The following is a 20,902-nucleotide window of genomic DNA, read 5'->3' as shown; positions in this document are numbered from 1 at the left end:
GTTAACGCCAAACGCGCGATTATACCTGTAAATCTACGGCGATAAAACTGCCAAATGTTGACTACCACTATCCGAATCACTTACCCGCATCCATTAGCGATAAATCTAATGCGGCAGATTTAGAGGAACGGCGTGATATCACCCGCGCCTTCACGTAAAATCTCGGCGCCATCTTCAGACATATCAATCACTGTCGTCGGTTTTTCACCTAAATAACCGCCATGGATAATCACATCCACTTGATGCTCGAGCAAATCGCGAATTTGTTCAGGATCAGACTCGGCAAATTCTGCATTTGGCATCACTAAACTGGTCGACATCAGCGGCGCATCTAAGGCTTCAAGCAACGCCAGTGCGATCACATTGTCGGGCACACGAATACCTATGGTCTTTTTCTTGTCATTTTGTAAGCGACGCGGTACTTCTTTAGTCGCTTTGAAAATGAACGTATAAGGCCCAGGCGTGCAACTTTTTAGGATGCGATACGCCTGATTATCCACTTTAGCGTAAGTCGCAAGTTCGGATAAATCACGGCACATCAAGGAAAAGTTATGATCGTTCTCAATTTGACGAATTCTCGCCATCCGCGTCATCGCGTCTTTCTCACCAATCAAGCAGCCTAAGGCATAGCCCGAATCGGTGGGATAAACAATCACACCGCCGCTTTTCAATACGGCGACCGCCTGACTAATAAGCCGCGTTTGCGGATTTACTTCATGTACATAAAAAAACTGACTCATGGTCGTTCCATCCAAGATTCCGATTGCCAGACCCAATCAATACCTTGGGGCTGATACAGATTTTTACCTAATTCTATCCAACTGCTCGGAAAGTGAAAATCACTCCCTATCGATGCGAGCAACTGGTTTTGGACACTCAGCGCCACAAGATTGGCCCTGTCGTCTAACGTTTGCTGGCCAAGCACCACTTCCATGGCATCTCCACCCGCTTCTTTAAATTCACGCACTAAGCGCTTAAGCCACTTAGCCGATAACTTATAACCACTGGGATGCGCCAACACGGCTAATCCACCTGCGTTATGGATGATATCAATGGCACTGGCCATATCACCCCAATTATTAGGCACATAACCGGTTTTACCGCGTGCAAGGTAGCGTTTAAAGACGCTCGGCATATCCACAGCATGACCATTTTCAGCCATCCAGCGAGCGTAATGTCCACGGCTCAATGCCGCATCACCCGCCAACGCCTTAGCACCTTCGTAGGCACCTTCAATGCCGGCTTTAGCTAATCTATGGCCAATTTCTTGAGCACGTAATTCACGTAATTCACGCTGGTTTTCTAAAAATGCTAATAACGCTGGATTATCAGCATCGAAGTTAAGCGCCACTATGTGGATATCGTAACTGTTCCAGCGAGTAGAGATTTCCACGCCAGAAATCAATTTCAATGGCGCAGCTTGTGCCTGATTAAAGGCACGGGCTTCAGGTAAACCAGCCACTGTGTCGTGATCGGTAATGGCAAATAACTGCACCCCCTTTTCAAGGGCTCTTGCTACCAATTCAGACGGCGTTAATTGACCGTCTGATGCGGTCGTGTGGCTGTGTAAATCAGCCAATATGCTTTGAGTATTCATGGCGCTATTGTACGCGAACTTGTTAACAAATGCGCTGCTATCTCGTATTTTGTGGCTGAGTAACATCAATTTTATGCATCATTGCAGCGAATAAATCGCAGGAAGTGAAAAATATTCAATTGACATTCAGCTCCAGCTAAGGTTTTCTATACACCAATTACTGAATTAGCGAGACCCTTTTGAATGACACACATTAACGCTTCATTAAACATCATTTGGTGGTGGCACTTCCCAACGTAGCGGGTGGTGTGAAGCTCTGTGCTCATTTGAAAGTGACCAGAATCAACAAGAAGCCCGCAGAAATGCGGGCTTTTTTGTTAGGTGCGAAAAATGTCGGCAGACTCGGGTAAAAAATTAAGAAAGCGAGATAACTCATGATGTTAAAGACATTTTATAAGGTAGCTGGAATATGAACATGCCCAAACAGACATTCGCACGCTCAAGCACACTCAAGGCGGCATTAACCTACCACAGCGATCCACTACGCTTATATCAGCACATCACCCAAGATGCGCCCCATACTATGTTGCTCGAATCGGCCGAAATCGACAGTAAAGATCACTTAAAAAGCATGGTGATGACCCATGCCGCCATGATGATCCGCTGTGACGGTTATCAGCTGACCTTCACTGCACTGACCGACAATGGCGCGAGCTTACTTGCCCCTATCGAACGCTTTTTTAGCCCGACCGCCCACTGCCAAAGCGCGCAATCCACCTTAGTGGTGACATTGCAAAAAGACACTCAATTGCAGGATGAAGATGCACGCTTAAAATCGACCTCGCCACTCGATGGCCTGCGGATGTTTATCCAGCAGATTGATTGTGGCGCCCATACTGACAGCCAGACCAAGCCCGCCTTTGAGGATCTGTTTTTAGGTGGCGTGCTGGCCTACGACTTAATTGATACTGTCGAACCACTGCCCGCCGTACCGAACCGCGATAACGATTGTCCTGATTACTTATTTTACCTCGCCGAAACCTTAATCCTTATCGATCATAAACTGAAACAAGCCGACATCATTACCCATAATTTCAGTCGTGATTCAGCCCAGTATGCCGCCATCACCGCAGCGCTAAGCGAACGAGTTCAGCAGTTAAGCACACAATGTAAAACTCTGGGTAATTCACCTGCCGATATACCGACACTGGTCGCCATCGACGCAACTGAGCAAGTCAATATTTCCGATGAGGTGTTCAAACAAACCATTATCGATTTGAAAGAACACATTATTGCGGGCGATATTTTCCAAGTGGTGCCATCCCGTAGCTTTAGTTTACCTTGCCCGAATACTTTAGGGGCTTATCGTGCCCTGCGCCTGACTAACCCTAGCCCTTACATGTTTTATTTCAGGGGCCATGATTTCACGCTTTTTGGTGCCTCACCAGAAAGTGCGCTCAAATTTGATGCCAGCAGTAATCAGGTGGAAGTCTACCCGATTGCCGGCACCCGCAAACGCGGTAAAACCGCCACGGGCGAGATTGATTTTGACTTAGACAGCCGTATTGAACTTGAACTGCGTTTAGATAAAAAAGAACTGTCGGAACACTTAATGCTGGTCGATTTAGCGCGCAATGATATCGCACGCATCAGCCAAAGCGGCAGCCGCAAAGTCGCCGAATTATTAAAAGTTGACCGTTATTCCCACGTGATGCACCTCGTCAGCCGCGTAACGGGTCAACTGCGCCAAGATTTAGATGCGCTGCATGCTTATCAGGCTTGTATGAATATGGGCACATTAGTGGGCGCACCAAAAGTACGTGCATCACAACTGGTACGCCAAGCAGAAAAAGCCCGCCGAGGCAGCTATGGTGGCGCCGTGGGTTACCTTAATGCCCTTGGTGACATGGACACTTGCATCGTTATCCGCTCCGCCTTTGTTAAAAATGGCACCGCCTTTATTCAAGCGGGCGCGGGCGTGGTATTTGATTCGGATCCCCAAAGTGAGGCTGATGAAACCCGTCAAAAAGCTCAAGCCGTGATTTCGGCAATCAAAATGGGCGCTGGGCTGCCAGTCAATGAATCATCAGCGAATGACGCGTCAGCGCAATCCACTTCAGTAGAATATAAATAGGAGCCAAACATGAAACTCTATCTACTCGATAACTTTGACTCCTTTACCTATAACCTAGTGGATCAATTTCGCAGCCTAGGCTGTGAAGTGGTGATTTACCGCAACGATGTTGCCGCCGACTTTATTGCTGAAAAACTGCTTAACGAACAAGAACCCGCAGCGCTGGTGTTATCACCCGGTCCTGGTGCGCCCCATGAAGCAGGCTCTATGATGGCGCTTATCGCCAAAGTCGCGGGCAAGGTGCCTATGCTGGGGATCTGCCTTGGACATCAAGCTATGGTGGAATATTACGGCGGCACAGTAGCGCGCGCACCTTTTGTGGTGCACGGCAAGGCAAGCCCCACTTTCCATGACGGTACTGGCGTATTTGCCGGTTTGCCTTCTCCCCTGCCCGTTGCCCGCTATCACAGTCTGGTCGCCACTCACGTGCCTGATTGCTTACAAGTGATCGCAACCACTGACACTATGCCGATGGCAATTTTGCACCCGCAGCATAGAGCCGTTGGGTTTCAGTTCCACCCAGAATCGATTCTGACGACGCTGGGCAGCACACTGCTCATTCAAACCTTGGCATTTCTGACCCAAGACATGACAGCAGGAGTAAATGCATGAGTACAAACCATATTCAGCCTTTACTCGATGTTTTATACCAAGGTAAGAGTTTAAGTCGCGAGCACACCGCCGAACTTTTTGGCGCGTTAATTCGCGGTGAAATGAGTGAAGCCACTATGGCAGGCATGTTAGTCGCGCTCAAGATGCGCGGCGAAACCATAGATGAGATCAGCGGCGCCGCCGATGCCATGCGCGCCGCCGCCAAGACGTTTCCCTACTCGAATGGCGATAACCTTAGCAATGGAATCGTTGACATAGTTGGCACGGGTGGCGATGGCTTTAATACCATTAATATTTCCACCACTGCGGCCTTTGTTGCCGCGGCGGCGGGCGCCAAGGTCGCCAAACACGGCAATCGTAGCGTGTCGAGTAAATCGGGTTCATCGGATCTTTTGGCGCAGTTTGGCATTGACTTAACCATGTCACCAGACACCGCCAGTCGTTGCCTCGACGCATTGAACCTGTGCTTTTTATTTGCGCCCCACTACCACGGCGGAGTAAAACATGCGGGGCCGGTCAGGCAAGCACTGAAAACGCGCACTTTATTCAATGTGTTAGGGCCACTTATCAATCCTGCCCGCCCCGAATTTATGTTACTTGGCGTTTATAGCCCTGAGTTAGTCTTACCGATAGCGAAAGTATTAAAGGCGCTTGGCACAAAACGCGCTATGGTAGTGCACGGCAGCGGTTTAGATGAAGTCGCGCTGCACGGCAACACCCAAGTGGCCGAATTAAAAGACGGCGACATCATAGAGTATCAACTCACGCCCGCCGATTTAGGTGTGCCTTTAGCACAAATCAGTGACTTAGAAGGCGGCGAACCAGCGCTGAATGCCTTGATCACCGAGTCAATTTTAAAAGGCCGTGGCACAGATGCACATGCCAATGCGGTCGCCATCAATGCGGGTTGTGCTTTATATGTGTGTGGGATTGCTGATTCAGTGAAAACAGGAACCTTACTTGCGCTCAGTACCATACAAAGCGGTAAAGCCTTTGAATTGTTAAGCCAATTAGCTAAAGTCAGCAGTGAAACAAAGGAATAAGTGGCAATGACTCAAGAACTGATAACAAATAGCCAAGATATGAGAACTCAGCCACAGGCAGCAACAAACCCTATGCCAAAAAGTAATGTGTTAACCCGTATAGTCGACACCAAAGCGGCCCATATTGCCGCCCTGAAGCTGCGTTTCCCCGAGGCCAGTCTGTCGCCAAAAATCTCTGACCGCAGTTTATTTGCCGCACTCAAGGCGCCCAAGGCGGGTTACATTTTAGAATGTAAAAAAGCCAGCCCGTCCAAAGGGCTTATCCGCGATGTGTTTGATGTAGAAGCCATTGCCGATATCTATGGTAAATATGCGGCGGGCATTTCGGTATTAACCGATGAGCAGTTTTTCCAAGGGGATATGGACTATATCCCTAAGGTGCGCGCTCGGGTGAACCAACCTATTCTGTGCAAAGATTTTTTTGTCGATGAATACCAAATTAAACTCGCCGCCCACCAAGGCGCCGATGCCATTCTGTTGATGCTATCCGTACTCGATGATGCGCAATATCACCGCCTAGCGAAAGAAGCCACTAAGTATCAACTCGATGTACTGACCGAAGTCAGTAACGAAGAAGAACTTAAGCGCGCCATCGCATTAGATGCGCCGATTATCGGCATCAACAACCGTAACTTAAGGGATTTAAGTACCGATCTCGCCACCACAGAAGCCTTAGCGCCACACATTGGCAGCGACCGCGTGGTGATCAGCGAATCAGGCATCTACAACAATCAGCAAGTACGCCGCCTGAGTCCACTGGTTGATGGTTTCCTCGTCGGCAGCTCAATTATGGCCGAGGCTGATATCGACTTAGCCTGCCGTAAATTGATCTTCGGTCACAATAAAGTCTGCGGCCTCACCCGCATGGAAGATATTCGCGCCGCAGCAACGGCAGGCGCCGTCTATGCCGGGCTGATTTTTGCTGAAAAATCCCCCCGCGCGTTAACCCTTAACGCCGCTGAACAATTGCTCAGGGAATATCGCGCATCCGCGGCTCCCGCCATTGAATTCGTCGGCGTGTTTGTTAATGCCGCGCCAAGCACCATTACGGATACCGCAGCCAGTTTGCAGTTATCTGCCGTGCAGCTGCACGGCACTGAAACTGAACTTGAAATCGCCCAGCTCGCTGAGCGTCTTGAGCAAGCGGGACTTACAACTCAAATTTGGAAAGCCGTCAGCGTCGATGCGCAAACGGGGGAAATTGGCAATTTACCCCAAGGAGCATCGCGATATCTCTTTGATAGTAAAACGGCAGACCAATTTGGCGGCTCGGGCCAAGCCTTTAATTGGCAAAGCATTGATGTGAAATCCCTCTGCCCACAAAAAGCCCATGCCATGTTGGCGGGCGGGCTCAATCCAGGCAATGCGGCCAGTGCCAATGCCCAAGGATTTTACGGTTTAGATTTTAATTCTGGCCTAGAAACCGCCGCAGGAATTAAATCGGCGCAACTGATCCAAACGGCTTTTGCCCATTTACGTCTCTAGCCTATCGCGCTAAGCAAGAAGCCCTAGATGCTGTTGGTGCTCGACAAGAGTGATGCTCAACAAACAATATGAACCTATTAATGCCAGTGGCCAAATAGATAACGATGCGGTTAACCCCAAGATGCTGTTAGCACCATCAAGCCACTGACAAACTGATTGATAAGATAAGGAAAAAGGTATGTCAAAGTTAAAGCTTAACCCTTATTTCGGCGAATACGGCGGCATGTATGTGCCACAGATTTTAGTGCCAGCCCTTAAGCAATTAGAAACTGCCTTTGTGGAAGCGCAGGAAGATGACGACTTTAAAGCCGAGTTTACCGATTTATTGAAAAACTACGCGGGTCGCCCAACAGCACTGACCTTAACCCGCAATTTAAGCCCAAACCCTATGGTGAAAATCTACCTTAAACGGGAAGATTTACTCCACGGCGGCGCCCATAAAACCAACCAAGTGTTAGGCCAAGCCCTGCTGGCTAAGCGCATGGGTAAAAAAGAAATTATTGCTGAAACCGGTGCAGGACAACACGGCGTTGCCACCGCCCTTGCCTGCGCGCTGTTAGGCTTAAAATGTAAAGTCTATATGGGCGCGAAAGATGTTGCGCGCCAATCACCTAACGTATTTAGAATGCGTTTGATGGGCGCAGAAGTCATTCCTGTCACCTCAGGTTCTGCCACCTTAAAAGATGCCTGTAACGAGGCGATGCGCGACTGGTCTGGCAGCTACGAAAAGGCCCACTATCTTCTGGGCACAGCTGCGGGGCCACATCCGTTCCCAACCATAGTGCGTGAATTCCAACGCATTATTGGCGAAGAAACCAAGAAGCAAATGCTGGAACGTGAAGGTCGCCTGCCCGATGCCGTTATCGCTTGTGTTGGCGGCGGTTCGAACGCTATCGGTATGTTTGCTGACTTTATCGACGAGCCAAGTGTCGAACTGATTGGCGTCGAACCTGCGGGTAAAGGCATAGACACGCCAATGCACGGCGCGCCGCTTAAACACGGTAAGACTGGTATTTTCTTCGGCATGAAAGCGCCTTTGATGCAAGACAGCGAAGGGCAAATCGAAGAATCTTACTCGATTTCAGCCGGATTGGACTTCCCCTCCGTTGGCCCTCAGCACGCACATCTTAATGCCACTGGCCGCGCCCGTTATGAATCGGCTACCGATGATGAAGCCTTAGAAGCCTTCCAACAACTGGCGCGCTGTGAAGGGATTATCCCCGCATTAGAATCGGCGCATGCTATCGCCTATGCCGTGAAAATGGCGCGCGAGTGTACCAAGGAAACCATTTTAGTGGTCAATCTTTCCGGTCGTGGCGACAAAGATATTTTCACCGTTTCTGACATTTTGAATGGTAAAGAGGAATAATAAACATGAGTGACACGTCTACCAACACTGGCCGTTACCAAGCCACCTTTGCCAAACTCAAGGCCGAAGGCCGGGGCGCTTTTGTCCCCTTCGTCACCCTTGGCGATCCTAGCCCTGAGTTATCGCTAAAAATTATCGATACCTTAGTACAAAACGGTGCCGATGCCTTAGAACTGGGCTTTCCGTTTTCCGATCCCTTGGCCGATGGCCCAGTGATCCAAGGCGCTAACCTGCGTTCTTTAGCCGCAGGCACGACTCCAACGGCGTGTTTTGAATTACTGGCGCAAGTGCGTGCAAAATATCCTGAACTGCCAATCGGTTTGCTGCTGTATGCGAACTTGGTGTTTGCTAACGGCATAGATGCGTTTTACGCCAAAGCGCAGCAAGCGGGTGTGGATTCAGTGCTTATCGCCGATGTGCCAGTGGAAGAATCCGCGCCCTTTAGCGAAGCCGCAAAAGCCCATGGTATTGCGCCGATTTTTATCGCGCCGCCCAATGCCGACAGTGAAACCCTTGAGCAAGTGAGTAAAAGTGGTGAAGGTTACACCTATCTCTTATCCCGCGCGGGAGTCACAGGCACAGACACGAAAGCTGGCGTGCCGGTAGAGGAAATTTTATCTAAATTAAAAGCCTTTAACGCCCCGCCACCGCTCCTCGGTTTTGGTATTGCCGAGCCTTCACAGGTAAGCGCCGCCATCAAAGCGGGCGCTGCGGGGGCGATTTCTGGCTCTGCCGTAGTAAAAATCATCGAAACCCACCAGCACGATGAAGTTAAGCTACTTGCAACGCTTGGGGAATTTACTCGCGCAATGAAGGCTGCAACCTAAACGAGTCTTGATTTAAATAATCCAATATAAATCAAGAATTCAATTACAAATAAAATAAGTGAGGTAGACTCGTCGCCTCGCTTATTTTGTTTATATTTACCAAGCTCTATGTTTACTCAGCCTTTATCTCCCTCAAACACAATCTATCAAGGAAATACTGACACTCACGCAGTACTACACTGACAGCGTATTTATTTAGTCACAGTTCCTCGATAGAATGCCCTATCGAAGAAAAACGGACTTTTTATGCAGTATCGGATCTATATTCTCGAATTAACGCCTTGGGGCTGTGGTTTTGAAGGTGAAGTTGCAGGTAAATGCGATAATGGTGCGCCAATTTGGTTTTACTACCAAGGTAGCGATCAGCAGGCCGAAATTCGCTTTCCGGTTAACCAATGGGTCACAGTTGAATTGCTTGGCCGATTAGCAAGTGCAAGTCTTCAAGCTGATATGATTAAACAAACGCCACACCAGCATCTGAAGTTTCCGCTGCATAACTGTCACTTTGAAGCTTCAGTACAAATCATCGACATCAGCCAAACACCCGAAGATACAATTTACCTGTTGCAATCAAACCTACCGCTCCCCTTTGATAATGAACTTGGGAAATCCCCTATCTCGCTAGGCCATTGGGTCAATGTAACAGGCGAGCTTTGGGTAACAAATTGGATGAATTGAGTCGATAAAAAAAGGTATAGTGCTAGCCTGTAACAAATCATTCGCCTGATACATATCCATTAGAGGATCCGATGACCATTTCTAAATCTTTACCCGATAACAAACCTCGTACTTTTTTGGGAACACCCAAATTACCGGCCAAGTATGCCACTGTGGTGATGCCATTTTTTCTCTCTATTCTCATGAGTTGTATCGTTTCTGGGATCAGCACTTTCAATGGCGTTGGCGCCTCACCGCAATTTCTCGAACTCTGGCTCGGCGCTTGGCTGATCTCATGGGTTGTCGCCTTTCCGACACTGCTGATGGTGTTACCTTTGGTGCGTAAAATCACAGCTCATTTTGTCGATTTACGCTAGTTTTACGACTTAATCTTCCGATTTAACTATTTTATTTCAAAGCCGTTTTAGGACGGCTTTATCTTGAACTCCTTCTCTTATGCGTACAGCGACTAAAAATTACATCGATAATTGCTCGATCTGTTACCCTGCCAATATTCACTTAAACTAAAACAGTACGACCTACACCATACCAATCGTATTAAATCAAAGCGCTCATTGAGCCCCTGTCCACGCTTTACAATGGATTTACACTGACCGTTTAGCGGCACCTATGTTTATTGTATAAGGATGACATGACTCCCACCTAAATCAATTTTCCTCTGCTCTCGAACCAACTCAAGCATTAATGTAACCCACTGTATTTATATCTTTTATAAAAATAGAGCTCGTAAAACCCTAAATGATTTATCCCCAAAACGCTGCCTAATTATCACCCCTTTATCACTTACTTATTTGTACCATTAACCGTATCTGCCCCCCTTATTTATCAGTTAAAAGTATTAACCCACAGCCACACTCAAATGAGAATGGTTTGCATTTGAATATTTTCACATGCTAATTTACCTACCGTTGTCGGGACAGAGACAGCAGGAAATGGCCTAAGGACTGAGCTAAAAATAGCGAGTTGATCAACGCAAGATAAATAGCCAAACAGTCTATTTTGATAACCGCATTCACTTTGGTTTGTGTCCTTAGGTAACTGATTACTGGATCGGCAACGCGCAGTAGCATGTTGCCAAGGAGGCGTAAGTGAGTACACAGCAAAGGGAAATGGATCGCGAAATCTTTGATCTACTTGGCATAGGCATTGGCCCATTCAATCTTGGCCTCGCCGCCTTATCAGAACCTATTGACGGCTTTAACTGCTTATTTTTAGATGCTAAAACCAGTTTTGACTGGCATCCAGGCATGCTACTCAAATCCTCAAGATTGCAAACACCCTTTATGTCGGATCTGGTGACTATGGCCGATCCCACCAGCCGCTACAGCTACCTTAATTTTGCCAAGCAAACGGGCAGACTTTATCCCTTTTATATTCGTGAGAATTTCTTTTTACCCCGCCACGAATACAACTTGTATTGCCAATGGGTGAGCCAACAACTCAGCAACCTTAAATTTGGTTTTAAGGTCACTCAAGTGGATTACAACGCAGGTGAAAGTATTTATCGAGTTACAGGTTTTGATAGGCGCAGTGGTAAAACCCATTCCTATCAATGCCGAAAGCTAGTGCTAGGCACTGGCACTGAACCTTATCTACCAAAGGATTGCCCAATCCAAGATGCACGGGTCATGCATACCGCCAGTTATATGCAGCAAAAAACCTACCTGCAGAGTCAGAGTGCCATCACAGTAATTGGTAGTGGCCAGAGTGCGGCGGAAGTGTTTTACGATCTACTGCAAGATATTGATACCTATGGTTATCAACTCAATTGGATGACACGATCAGCGCGTTTTTATCCCTTGGAATATACCAAGCTTACTTTAGAGATGACCTCGCCAGATTATGTCGATTACTTCCACGAGTTGACCCCTAATCAAAGATGCTCACTGATCGCCAGCCAGAAACAGCTCTACAAAGGGATAAATTCTGAGCTGATAAACGACATTTACGATTTGTTATATCAAAAGCGCCTATTGGCCGATTTTCAATGCCGACTGATGACGAATGCGGCGCTGACTCATATCGAGCCCCAAGCCAATATGCTCAAGTTGCATTTCCACCACAATGAAAAAAATCACACCTTTGAGCAAGAAACGGGCGCCGTCATTTTAGGCACAGGTTACCACTATCGTTTACCCGAGTTTATCAGTGGTATTAAACAACAAGTCGAATTCGATGACGCCGGACAACTTAGCGTGCAGCGTGATTACAGCATAGATATTCGAGGGGATATTTTTGTCCAGAATGTCGGTTTGCATACCCATGGGATAAGCTCTCCAGATCTGGGTATGGGCTGTTATCGCAACGGCACCATCTTAAAAGCTGTGCTCGGTTATGCGCCCTACCACATTGAGGAACATATCGCGTTTCAAACCTTCGATCCGGCCAAACTTGCCAGTCATCAGCCCTGCGGCGCCAATGCAATTAACACGCTGGAGCTTAATCCAAGACATTTTCCTAAGGCGCCGCACAGAAAAACTCAAGTTGATGCGCCACAAACTATCCCTCCAACCAAGATTCCAAATTCTGGCGTAAGTTCAACCGTGAGTTCAGGCGCGGGAACCAATATGCCGGTCTTAATGGCGCCGAACCAGGAGGCATAATAATGGCAAGCCAATTTAGCAACCATTGTTTAACGCAACTATCCGCTATTTCGAGCATTAATGGTTTCCAGTTCAGAGCGTTAGACCTTACACAAGACATTCCAACACTACAGTCTTGGTTTAACCAAGATTACGCCAAGTTTTGGGGTATGCAGGGCTTGAACCTTGATGCCATAAAAAATCTGTTAGCAACAACAGAACACAAGTTTGCCTTGATAGGTGAATGGCAGGCCAAAGCACTATTTATGGTGGAACTCTACGATCCCGTCCACGATGAAATCGGCCAGCACTATCGTGTTGCGCCGGGTGATTGTGGTATGCATCTGATTATCGCGCCGCCAGATGGCAAACCCGTCAGCGGCTTATCCTTGAAGGTGATGGATGCGATAGCGCAGCTCGTGCTTGAAAAACTTGCCTTTAATCGCCTCGTGGTTGAACCCGATCAACTCAATAGCAAAATTCATCGCTTAAATAGCCTGATAGGCATTCGCTATGAAAAAGCGATTCAATTAAGCACTAAAGCTGCTTTCCTCGGATTTTGCACTGCGGCCCAGCGCCTTCAACCATCGAGCACGCCCTCTTTGACGAGCCTAACCCAAACAACCTCAGCCCTGCCAAGCTCAGCTCAGTCAACGCCTGCTCTGCCAAACTTAGCAGAACAATACTTAGCAAGCCCAACCCTAGCAAAGCCAAGCTCGCACGCGGCATCTGCAATCTCTCCCATGACATTATCGACTCTTCAGGTGAATTAGATGAACTTACCCACAAAAGCCTTATTAATTAACCCATTGCCAACGCAAGATCATCATGTTCAAGCAGTACATGCTCAACAAAGCTCGGCGCTGTCGACAACATCGACTTCTATGCCAGAGCATTTAACCCCCGCCTATTGGCAAGCGGCTAATCGTCATTTAGTGAAGAAAATCCTCTGCGAATTCACCCACGAGAAGCTCATTACGCCGACCCTATACGGGCAAAAAGCGGGGCTCAATCACTATGAACTGCGGCTCAAAGACAGCACTTATTATTTTAGTGCGCGGCACTATCAGCTCGATCATCTTGCGATTGATGCTGATTCCATCCGCGTTTCACTTGCAGGACAAGAGCAAATCCTCGATGCGATGTCGCTGATCATTTCCCTTAAAAATGACTTAGGGATCAGCGAAACCTTACTACCAACCTATTTAGAAGAAATCACCAGCACCCTTTACAGCAAGGCGTACAAGTTAGCGCATCAGGCGATTCCCGCCGCCACTCTGGCGCGAGCTGATTATCAGAGCATAGAAGCGGGCATGACAGAAGGTCATCCGGTGTTTATTGCCAATAATGGCCGGATTGGTTTTGATATGCAGGATTACCGTCAATTTGCCCCAGAAAGCGCAATGCCGATGCAGTTAGTCTGGCTTGGTGTCCGCAAAAACAAAACCACGTTTGCCGCCCTCGAAAACTTGAGTCACGACGCATTACTAAAGGAAGAGCTTGGCCAACAGTTCACTGACTTCCAACAACGTCTAAAAACGCAGCAGCATGATCCACAGGACTTCTACTTTATGCCAGTGCACCCTTGGCAGTGGCGTGAAAAAATCGCCCGCGTCTTTGCCGGCGACATAGCTCGTGGCGATCTGGTTTATCTTGGTGAAGGCAATGAGCAATACCAAGTGCAGCAATCGATACGCACTTTCTTCAATCTTGCATCACCGCAAAAGTGCTACGTCAAAACCGCGCTTTCTATCCTAAATATGGGCTTTATGCGTGGTCTATCGCCCCTTTACATGAGCTGCACACCGCAGATCAATGCTTGGGTTGCAAACTTGGTTGAAAACGATCTTTACTTTGCCCAACAAGGCTTTGTGATCCTGAAGGAAATTGCCGCAATAGGTTACCACCACACCTATTACGAGCAGGCTCTCACCCAAGATAGCGCCTATAAAAAAATGCTTTCTGCCCTGTGGCGCGAAAGCCCACTGCCACACATTGATCCTAAGCAAAATCTGATGACCATGGCTGCGCTACTGCATACGGATCATGAAGATAAGGCCCTTATTGCAGCCTTGATAGCCGCCTCAGGCTTACCAGCAAAGGATTGGGTCAGTCGCTACTTAAACCTGTATTTATCGCCGCTGTTACATGCCTTTTTTGCCTACGATCTGGTCTTTATGCCGCACGGGGAAAACCTGATCTTAGTGCTCGATGAATATGTGCCAGTCAAGATTTTGATGAAAGACATAGGCGAAGAAGTCGCGGTACTCAATGGCGCGAAGCCGCTACCTGATGATGTAAAACGCCTTGCGGTGAGCCTTGAAGAAGAGATGAAACTTAACTACATCTTACTGGATATTTTTGACTGTATTTTCCGCTATTTAGCACCGCTGCTCGATGAGCAAACCAGTGTCAGTGAAAGCCAATTCTGGGAGCTAGTGGCGGACAATGTACGTGATTACCAAGCCCAGCATCCACATTTGGCCGACAAGTTTGCCCAATACGATCTGTTTAAGGACAGCTTTGTACGTACGTGCCTCAATCGTATCCAATTGAATAATAACCAACAAATGATAGACCTCACCGACAGGGAGAAAAACCTGCGTTTCGCCGGTGGCATCGACAATCCCTTGGCGGCCTTTAGACAAAGCCATGCCTTTAAGCACCCTATGCTTAGCAACGCTGAGCAAAAGGCACGTTAACACACCAACCCCGAAACTTTAGCTGGGCCAATGTTAGCCCAGCTTGTTTAACCCCCAACCTAAACGGAATTAAAGATCAACATTATGAAGACTTTTCCTCTCTCCAGCATCGCACTCGTCTGTCGGCAAGCCCTCGTTAACCCGAAGCTATTGCTGTGCTCAGCCATGTTAGCCACGGTTCCCCATGCCACAGCTGATACTGTCGATGCGGATAGTAAGACTAAAAAGCACCAAAAAGAAATTGAAGTCATCAATGTCATTGGCGCTAAGGATTTACACGACAACCGTTATAAGACCCAAGCGATGAACACGGCAACTGGGCTCGATTTATCCTATCTAGAAACGCCGCAGTCGGTCACGTCTATCACCCGCCAAATGATGAATGATCAACAGCTTAATAGCGTGATTGATGCCATGACCAGCGTCACGGGGATCAATGCCCGCCCAATGGATAACGACAGATACAGTATTAGTGCCCGCGGCATTGCCGTGAGCAGCATTTTGTACGATGGCGTGCCAACCACCTACGATACTCGCTTCAACTATGGGGATAATCTGATCGACACAGCCATCTACGAGCGAGTAGAAGTGGTACGCGGCGCGACTGGCCTCATGACGGGAGCTGGTAACCCCTCGGCGGCCATTAACCTTATCCGTAAACGCCCGACTCAAGAGTTTATGGGCAACACCTCGTTAAGTGTGGGCTCATGGAATAATGTGCGCGGTATGGTCGATGTTTCCAGCGGCTTAAATGATTCTGGTTCTGTGCGCGGTCGCGTGGTCGCCGCCTATCAGGATAAAGATTCATTCCAAGACAGGTACGAGCAGCAGCGCACTACGCTATACGGCATAGTCGAAACCGATATTGGCGATAGCACCTTATTCACCCTTGGTGTCGATTACCAAGATGCTACGCCGAGCGGCACTATGTCGGGCGGTTTACCGCTATTTTACAGCGATGGCAGTCGCACTAATTATGATCGTGCCACTTCAACGGCGCCCGATTGGGGCTCGGCGCATACCCAAGGACTCAACACCTTTGCGAGTCTCGAACACAGATTAAATAACGGTTGGAACCTAAAAGGGACTTACACCTACGGCGATAACTCATTGGAGTTCGATGTACTATGGGCCACGGGATATCCTGATCCTGTAACCAATATCGGCGCCACTGCAGGCTCTATCGCCTATGTCGACGGCAGTCGCACCCAACACAATGTGGATTTGCGCGCCGAAGGACAATACCAACTCTTTGGTCAGGAACATCAATTGATGTTTGGCTGGAATGGCCAACGCCAAGAGTTCGCCAATCCCTACTATTATCCCACTGCGGCAGTACCGCCTTTGGGGGATTTTCGCGATCCGAACTTCCAATATCCAAAACCTCAATGGAAGGAAACCTATACCACGGGTTCATTTGGCGAAACCAAACAGAGTGCAGCCTATGTGGCGACTCAGCTTAATCTCAGCGACGCGTTAGCTGTCATCGTCGGATTACGCCTCAATGAGTGGGAAACCGACCAAGATAATTTTGGCAGCCGTTACGATTTCAACATCAGCAACGAACTCACCACTTACTTCGGCCTCACCTACGCCCTGACCGAGCAATATTCGCTCTATGCCAGTTATACGGATATTTTTGCACCGCAAACTAAGCAAAGAATCGATAAAAGCTACCTAGATCCAGTCAAAGGGAAAAACTACGAAGGCGGGATTAAGGCGAGCCTGTTCGATGAGGCTTTAGATATGTCGCTGTCGGTGTTTGAGATCAGACAAGACAATGTCGGAGTCAGCACTGGCGATGTGATCCCAGGAACAACAACGCAAGTGTATGAAGGCGTAAACGGTACAAAAACACAGGGATTCGAATTTGAATCGACGGGTAAAATCACTGATGACTGGAATCTTTACTTAGGTTACACCCAGTTCACTAGCGAAGATCCTGAAGGCAAACGTATCAGTACCACGTCACCACGCCAGCAATTAAAACTCTTCACCACTTATACCTTTGGCGGTGATTGGCATAAATTGCAAATAGGTGCGGGAGTTAACTGGCAGAGCCGCGTCTACCAAACAGTTAATTCGCCACTTGGCAAAGTCGAAGTCGAGCAAGGCTCTTACGCGCTAGCGAGTCTAATGGCGAGTTACGCCTTCACCGAGCAACTTAAGCTCAGCGCAAACCTGCACAACGCCTTAGATAAAAGCTACTACAGCCAAGTCGGTCAATATAGTCAATTCCAATACGGTACGCCGCGAAGTGCCAGCTTAACCTTGGACTATCGCTTCTAAGTCAGATTTATATTGAGATCGTTCGAAAAACCTTGTGAGCCCAAATCTTGAGCTCGCAAGGTAATCAGTTACATGGACTTATCGATAACCGCGGCAATCAATCACAGCCATTAAGGAGTCACTATGGCAAGCCAACGGAGAGACACCAGACTGCAAACATTGTGCGATACCTCGCCAAGCCACAACGCGTTGAATCAAACTATTTTGACACTCAATCAGCTGTTACATGAGCGGGCACCCTTCTATGGCGAGCACCTTAGCGCAACGCAGTACCCTACTGGGCTCAGTTTTGATGAATGGAGTAACGTCGATACTTATCAAAAACTCATTGCACGTTTTGCCATCGCACATCCTAGCGCAGAAACTCAGGTTGAAACCGAGGTTAGTAAAACAGCTGCAACCAGCCGAGCGCCCGCTTTCGCCAGTAAAAGCGCCTTAGTCAGTAAAAGCGCTACGGCCAGTAGAAAAGACACTCGCAAAGCGCTGCATTCACTTTGGGGTCAATGGTATTTTGGCCTTTTAGTTCCGCCTGTGATGGAGTGGATTTTTAACGCAAAAAAAGCCGATTTCGAGCCTATTCACTGGCAGCTACAGTCCGTTTTTATGCAGGTACACGCCAGTGGCCGAGTGGCAAAATTTGAATTTAACATCGCAAAACCCCAGCCAAATACCGCTTTGGCCTTTAAAAAACACCACGACATCGAGCCACTTTCCCAAATAAACACTAAGCCAAGTTTCAAGACAGACACTAAGGTACACTCGCCATTAACCCCATATAAGCCGCCAGTTGATAAAGAACTCGCCCTACAAGGCCTTATATTAAACTTACTGCAACCGAGTGTTGAGCGCCTACTCACTTTGAGCCCCGTGCCCGCTAAATTATATTGGAGTCACTTAGGCTATCTGATCCACTGGTATCTAGGAGAGTTGGGATTATCTCAGCAACAAAGTCAGCAACTTAAGCAAGCTCTGTTTCGCAGAGCGACCTTTTTTGATGGCACCCAAAATCCACTGTATAACAGCATCAATTTGATTGTTGACCCCAAAGAAGGCAGCACAAACATCCAATGCATTCGCCGTACTTGCTGCCTAAGGTATCAACTCGCCAACACTGGCCAATGCCACGATTGCCCACTACTAAGTCGTCCTAACGCTAAGACAAACGCAACCAAACAGGCACAAGTCTAACTTGCCCATTAAACCCATTTAATGGGCAAGATCGCAATCCTAGGCCCATGGTGCTTTTGCCCTTATGTTGCACATGCTACACTCAAGCCCATGTCTCTTTAACATGATTATTTATGAAACAACTGCTTGATTTCCTGCCCCTCGTCATCTTTTTTGCCGTTTATAAATTTTTCGATATTTATATCGCCAGCGGCGCATTGATCGCAGCCACCGCGCTTCAATTGATCGTGACCTATGCGCTATATAAGAAACTTGAAAAGATGCACTTAATCACCTTTGCGATGGTGACAGTGTTTGGCACACTCACTTTAGTGTTTCACGATGATTCTTTTATCAAGTGGAAAGTGACCATCATCTATAGTTTGTTTGCCATCGCCTTAGGTGTCAGTCAATTGCTCAATAAATCGATATTAAAGTCGATGTTAGGCAAAGAAATGCAAGTAGACGACAAAATTTGGGCTCGCGTAACTTGGTATTGGGTGATCTTTTTCGCCGCTTGTGGCCTAGTCAATATTTATGTCGCCTTTAGTTTGCCATTAGAAACTTGGGTCAATTTTAAAGTGTTTGGTTTAACCGCTTTAACTTTAATTAATACTGTCCTGACCGTATTTTATCTTTATAAACACCTTCCCGAAGATCAACGCAAGGAACTCAAATAATGTGGTATATGATTTCAGCTCAAGATTTTGAGAATAGTTTAGAAAAACGTTTAGCCGCACGCCCAGCCCATTTAGCTCGCCTACAAGCCCTCGCCGATGAAGGTCGTTTACTGATCGCTGGCCCACACCCAGCCATCGACAGTGAAAACCCTGGTGATGCAGGCTTTAGTGGTTCACTGGTTGTCGCAGATTTTGAATCCTTAGTGGCAGCAAAACACTGGGCCGATGCCGATCCCTATATCGAAGCGGGCGTTTACCAAAGTGTTGTGGTTAAACCCTTTAAACGAGTCCTGCCTTAATGAAAATAGTGTCCTTTAACATCAATGGTCTGCGGGCACGCTTGCATCAATTGCAAGCCTTAATCGATAGCCACCAGCCCGACATTATCGGCCTGCAAGAAACCAAAGTGCACGATGAGGCGTTTCCATTAGCCGAAGTCGAAGCTATGGGATATCAAGTGCATTACCACGGCGGTAAAGCTCACTATGGTGTTGCCATGCTGTCTAAAATCGCACCAGAAAAACTGCAAAAGGGTTTTCCAAGCGATGATGAAGATGCCCAGCGCCGCATGATTATCGGCACATTTACCCAAGCGAATGGTCGTCCATTGACTGTGTTCAACGGCTATTTCCCCCAGGGCGAAAGCATAGACCACCCAACAAAATATCCTGCTAAACGTAAGTTTTATCAGGATTTAATGCACTACTTGCAGACAAATCACAGCAACGATGAAGATATCGCCATCATAGGTGACATCAATATTTCGCCGACCGATTTAGACATAGGTATAGGTGAAGTCAATCGTAAGCGTTGGCTAAAAACCGGCAAATGTAGCTTCCAACCGGAAGAACGTGAGTGGTTGAAAACCTTGCAAGACTGGGGTTTAGTCGACACTTTCCGTCAATTACACCCAGAGCGCATCGAACGTTATTCTTGGTTCGATTACCGCAGCAAAGGGTTCGATGACAACCGCGGCCTGCGAATTGATGTGATTTTAGCAACGCCTTCACTGGCAGCACGTTTAGTCGAATCCGACGTCGATTACGATCTGCGCGGCATAGATAAACCCTCAGATCATGCCCCCATTTGGAGCACGTTCAAAGAGGCTTAACCCGCTAACGTTCGATCATCTTAGTAGATATAAAACATCGGCTTAGGTCGATGTTTTTTTATGGGCGAAACATATTTTATCTTTATCGTTCGATGAATAGTCAATGAGTCAGGTGTGATACTGAACGTAATTCACTTTTGGACAGATATGTCTTGAAGACGAGTGTTTTGGGACCAATAATTTTAGTTGTGAGGAGTTTAGCGTTTGCTGATATCCACTCACACATGCTTGCCATGGCATTTGCTCGTCGACTCGCAGCCAGTCCATCCGTGGATGCTCGACCGCCCCATCTGATGTGAAAGGATTCACAAATGCCGCGATGGCATGGACGCCAAAGAGCGGCCATGTGCCGGACGGTCGTCTAGCTAATCACCATCGCTCACCTGTTTAGCATCGGCAAAACCTGTTTGTTTTAAAGAAATACGTAGCATGCTTTGGTCGGATAGACGGCATCTGTTACCAAGTGCCGCCCTCCTAAGAACCGTACGTGCAACTTTCACTGCATACGGCTCAAGCCTCCACTAAGGCGTGTTCTGTTACCCAGCACCCTATATAGCAGCTAAGACAGGATCGAACCAAGAGTTTCGACCTTCCTTTGCCTGTTTCCGCTTACTTAAGTAAGCTTCGTATTCGGGGTCGTAAGGTATGGCTGCGCTCCTGATTTTCACATGTCTCTTTATCAGCGT

At 47.7% G+C, this 20,902-nt stretch carries 18 protein-coding genes and 1 other annotated feature; of the genes, 16 read left to right on the top strand and 2 right to left on the bottom strand.

Going from position 1 to position 20,902, the window contains the following annotated elements:
- Positions 1–119: 119 nt before the first annotated feature.
- Complete coding sequence (locus tag L5L97_RS19200) at positions 120–740, bottom strand: L-threonylcarbamoyladenylate synthase (RefSeq protein ID WP_028760994.1); 621 nt, start codon at positions 738–740, stop codon at positions 120–122.
- On the bottom strand, positions 737–1,597 hold the full coding sequence (rnm, locus tag L5L97_RS19195; protein ID WP_263183506.1) for an RNase RNM: 861 nt from the start codon (positions 1,595–1,597) through the stop codon (positions 737–739). The genes L5L97_RS19200 and rnm overlap by 4 nt, the downstream gene beginning before the upstream one ends.
- 210 nt (positions 1,598–1,807) lie before the next feature.
- Positions 1,808–1,915, top strand: a sequence feature (Trp leader region).
- Between the two features lie 97 nt (positions 1,916–2,012).
- Here rnm and L5L97_RS19190 point away from each other — a divergent pair.
- The 16 genes from L5L97_RS19190 to xthA all read left to right on the top strand — a co-directional run bounded on the left by L5L97_RS19190 (position 2,013) and on the right by xthA (position 20,216).
- Complete coding sequence (locus L5L97_RS19190) at positions 2,013–3,671, top strand: anthranilate synthase component 1 (protein WP_263183503.1); 1,659 nt, start codon at positions 2,013–2,015, stop codon at positions 3,669–3,671.
- Between the two features lie 9 nt (positions 3,672–3,680).
- Complete coding sequence (locus L5L97_RS19185) at positions 3,681–4,283, top strand: aminodeoxychorismate/anthranilate synthase component II (RefSeq protein WP_263183502.1); 603 nt, start codon at positions 3,681–3,683, stop codon at positions 4,281–4,283.
- Positions 4,280–5,326, top strand: a complete 1,047-nt coding sequence (gene trpD / locus L5L97_RS19180; RefSeq protein WP_263183500.1) for an anthranilate phosphoribosyltransferase — start codon at positions 4,280–4,282, stop codon at positions 5,324–5,326. Before L5L97_RS19185 ends, trpD begins: the two co-directional genes overlap by 4 nt.
- 6 nt (positions 5,327–5,332) lie before the next feature.
- On the top strand, positions 5,333–6,811 hold the full coding sequence (gene trpCF / locus L5L97_RS19175; protein WP_263183498.1) for a bifunctional indole-3-glycerol-phosphate synthase TrpC/phosphoribosylanthranilate isomerase TrpF: 1,479 nt from the start codon (positions 5,333–5,335) through the stop codon (positions 6,809–6,811).
- 178 nt (positions 6,812–6,989) lie between these two features.
- A complete protein-coding gene (gene trpB, locus L5L97_RS19170) occupies positions 6,990–8,180 on the top strand; it encodes a tryptophan synthase subunit beta (RefSeq protein WP_063884781.1) in 1,191 nt (396 codons plus the stop codon).
- 5 nt (positions 8,181–8,185) lie between these two features.
- Positions 8,186–9,007 carry a tryptophan synthase subunit alpha gene (gene trpA / locus L5L97_RS19165; protein WP_248067121.1) on the top strand — a complete coding sequence of 274 codons (822 nt, stop codon included), beginning with the start codon at positions 8,186–8,188 and terminating at the stop codon, positions 9,005–9,007.
- Positions 9,008–9,253: 246 nt separating this feature from the next.
- Positions 9,254–9,685, top strand: a complete 432-nt coding sequence (locus L5L97_RS19160; RefSeq protein WP_263183495.1) for a glycerate kinase — start codon at positions 9,254–9,256, stop codon at positions 9,683–9,685.
- 71 nt (positions 9,686–9,756) lie between these two features.
- Positions 9,757–10,041, top strand: a complete 285-nt coding sequence (locus L5L97_RS19155; RefSeq protein ID WP_028761002.1) for a DUF2798 domain-containing protein — start codon at positions 9,757–9,759, stop codon at positions 10,039–10,041.
- Positions 10,042–10,773: 732 nt separating this feature from the next.
- A complete protein-coding gene (locus L5L97_RS19150) occupies positions 10,774–12,288 on the top strand; it encodes a lysine N(6)-hydroxylase/L-ornithine N(5)-oxygenase family protein (protein WP_131523528.1) in 1,515 nt (504 codons plus the stop codon).
- Between the two features lie 2 nt (positions 12,289–12,290).
- Positions 12,291–13,040 (top strand): GNAT family N-acetyltransferase, encoded by a 750-nt coding sequence (locus L5L97_RS19145; RefSeq protein WP_263183491.1) that lies wholly within the window; start codon positions 12,291–12,293, stop codon positions 13,038–13,040.
- A complete protein-coding gene (locus L5L97_RS19140; protein WP_263183489.1) occupies positions 13,041–14,969 on the top strand; it encodes an IucA/IucC family protein in 1,929 nt (642 codons plus the stop codon).
- Between the two features lie 84 nt (positions 14,970–15,053).
- Positions 15,054–17,258 carry a TonB-dependent siderophore receptor gene (locus L5L97_RS19135; RefSeq protein WP_263183487.1) on the top strand — a complete coding sequence of 735 codons (2,205 nt, stop codon included), beginning with the start codon at positions 15,054–15,056 and terminating at the stop codon, positions 17,256–17,258.
- Between the two features lie 123 nt (positions 17,259–17,381).
- Positions 17,382–18,446 carry a siderophore-iron reductase FhuF gene (fhuF, locus tag L5L97_RS19130; RefSeq protein WP_263183485.1) on the top strand — a complete coding sequence of 355 codons (1,065 nt, stop codon included), beginning with the start codon at positions 17,382–17,384 and terminating at the stop codon, positions 18,444–18,446.
- A gap of 113 nt (positions 18,447–18,559) precedes the next feature.
- Positions 18,560–19,105, top strand: a complete 546-nt coding sequence (locus tag L5L97_RS19125) for a septation protein A (protein WP_028761007.1) — start codon at positions 18,560–18,562, stop codon at positions 19,103–19,105.
- Positions 19,105–19,404, top strand: a complete 300-nt coding sequence (locus L5L97_RS19120) for a YciI family protein (RefSeq protein WP_028761008.1) — start codon at positions 19,105–19,107, stop codon at positions 19,402–19,404. Before L5L97_RS19125 ends, L5L97_RS19120 begins: the two co-directional genes overlap by 1 nt.
- Positions 19,404–20,216 (top strand): exodeoxyribonuclease III, encoded by an 813-nt coding sequence (gene xthA, locus L5L97_RS19115; RefSeq protein WP_263183482.1) that lies wholly within the window; start codon positions 19,404–19,406, stop codon positions 20,214–20,216. Before L5L97_RS19120 ends, xthA begins: the two co-directional genes overlap by 1 nt.
- Positions 20,217–20,902: the final 686 nt, after the last annotated feature.

The organism is Shewanella sp. SM71, from assembly GCF_025653905.1.
Classification (GTDB): Bacteria; Pseudomonadota; Gammaproteobacteria; order Enterobacterales; family Shewanellaceae; genus Shewanella; species Shewanella oncorhynchi.
The sequence above is the reverse complement of the archived record's forward strand: the minus strand, read 5'-3'. Positions and strand labels throughout refer to the sequence as shown.

Excerpts from the sequence above, each read along its gene's own strand:
- L5L97_RS19200 (WP_028760994.1), bottom strand. The coding sequence starts at position 740 with ATGAGTCAGTTTTTTTATGTACATGAAGTAAATCCGCAAACGCGGCTT.
- rnm (WP_263183506.1), bottom strand. The coding sequence starts at position 1,597 with ATGAATACTCAAAGCATATTGGCTGATTTACACAGCCACACGACCGCA.
- L5L97_RS19190 (WP_263183503.1), top strand. The coding sequence starts at position 2,013 with ATGCCCAAACAGACATTCGCACGCTCAAGCACACTCAAGGCGGCATTA.
- L5L97_RS19185 (WP_263183502.1), top strand. The coding sequence starts at position 3,681 with ATGAAACTCTATCTACTCGATAACTTTGACTCCTTTACCTATAACCTA.
- trpD (WP_263183500.1), top strand. The coding sequence starts at position 4,280 with ATGAGTACAAACCATATTCAGCCTTTACTCGATGTTTTATACCAAGGT.
- trpCF (WP_263183498.1), top strand. The coding sequence starts at position 5,333 with ATGACTCAAGAACTGATAACAAATAGCCAAGATATGAGAACTCAGCCA.
- trpB (WP_063884781.1), top strand. The coding sequence starts at position 6,990 with ATGTCAAAGTTAAAGCTTAACCCTTATTTCGGCGAATACGGCGGCATG.
- trpA (WP_248067121.1), top strand. The coding sequence starts at position 8,186 with ATGAGTGACACGTCTACCAACACTGGCCGTTACCAAGCCACCTTTGCC.
- L5L97_RS19160 (WP_263183495.1), top strand. The coding sequence starts at position 9,254 with ATGCAGTATCGGATCTATATTCTCGAATTAACGCCTTGGGGCTGTGGT.
- L5L97_RS19155 (WP_028761002.1), top strand. The coding sequence starts at position 9,757 with ATGACCATTTCTAAATCTTTACCCGATAACAAACCTCGTACTTTTTTG.
- L5L97_RS19145 (WP_263183491.1), top strand. The coding sequence starts at position 12,291 with ATGGCAAGCCAATTTAGCAACCATTGTTTAACGCAACTATCCGCTATT.
- L5L97_RS19140 (WP_263183489.1), top strand. The coding sequence starts at position 13,041 with ATGAACTTACCCACAAAAGCCTTATTAATTAACCCATTGCCAACGCAA.
- L5L97_RS19135 (WP_263183487.1), top strand. The coding sequence starts at position 15,054 with ATGAAGACTTTTCCTCTCTCCAGCATCGCACTCGTCTGTCGGCAAGCC.
- fhuF (WP_263183485.1), top strand. The coding sequence starts at position 17,382 with ATGGCAAGCCAACGGAGAGACACCAGACTGCAAACATTGTGCGATACC.
- L5L97_RS19125 (WP_028761007.1), top strand. The coding sequence starts at position 18,560 with ATGAAACAACTGCTTGATTTCCTGCCCCTCGTCATCTTTTTTGCCGTT.
- L5L97_RS19120 (WP_028761008.1), top strand. The coding sequence starts at position 19,105 with ATGTGGTATATGATTTCAGCTCAAGATTTTGAGAATAGTTTAGAAAAA.
- xthA (WP_263183482.1), top strand. The coding sequence starts at position 19,404 with ATGAAAATAGTGTCCTTTAACATCAATGGTCTGCGGGCACGCTTGCAT.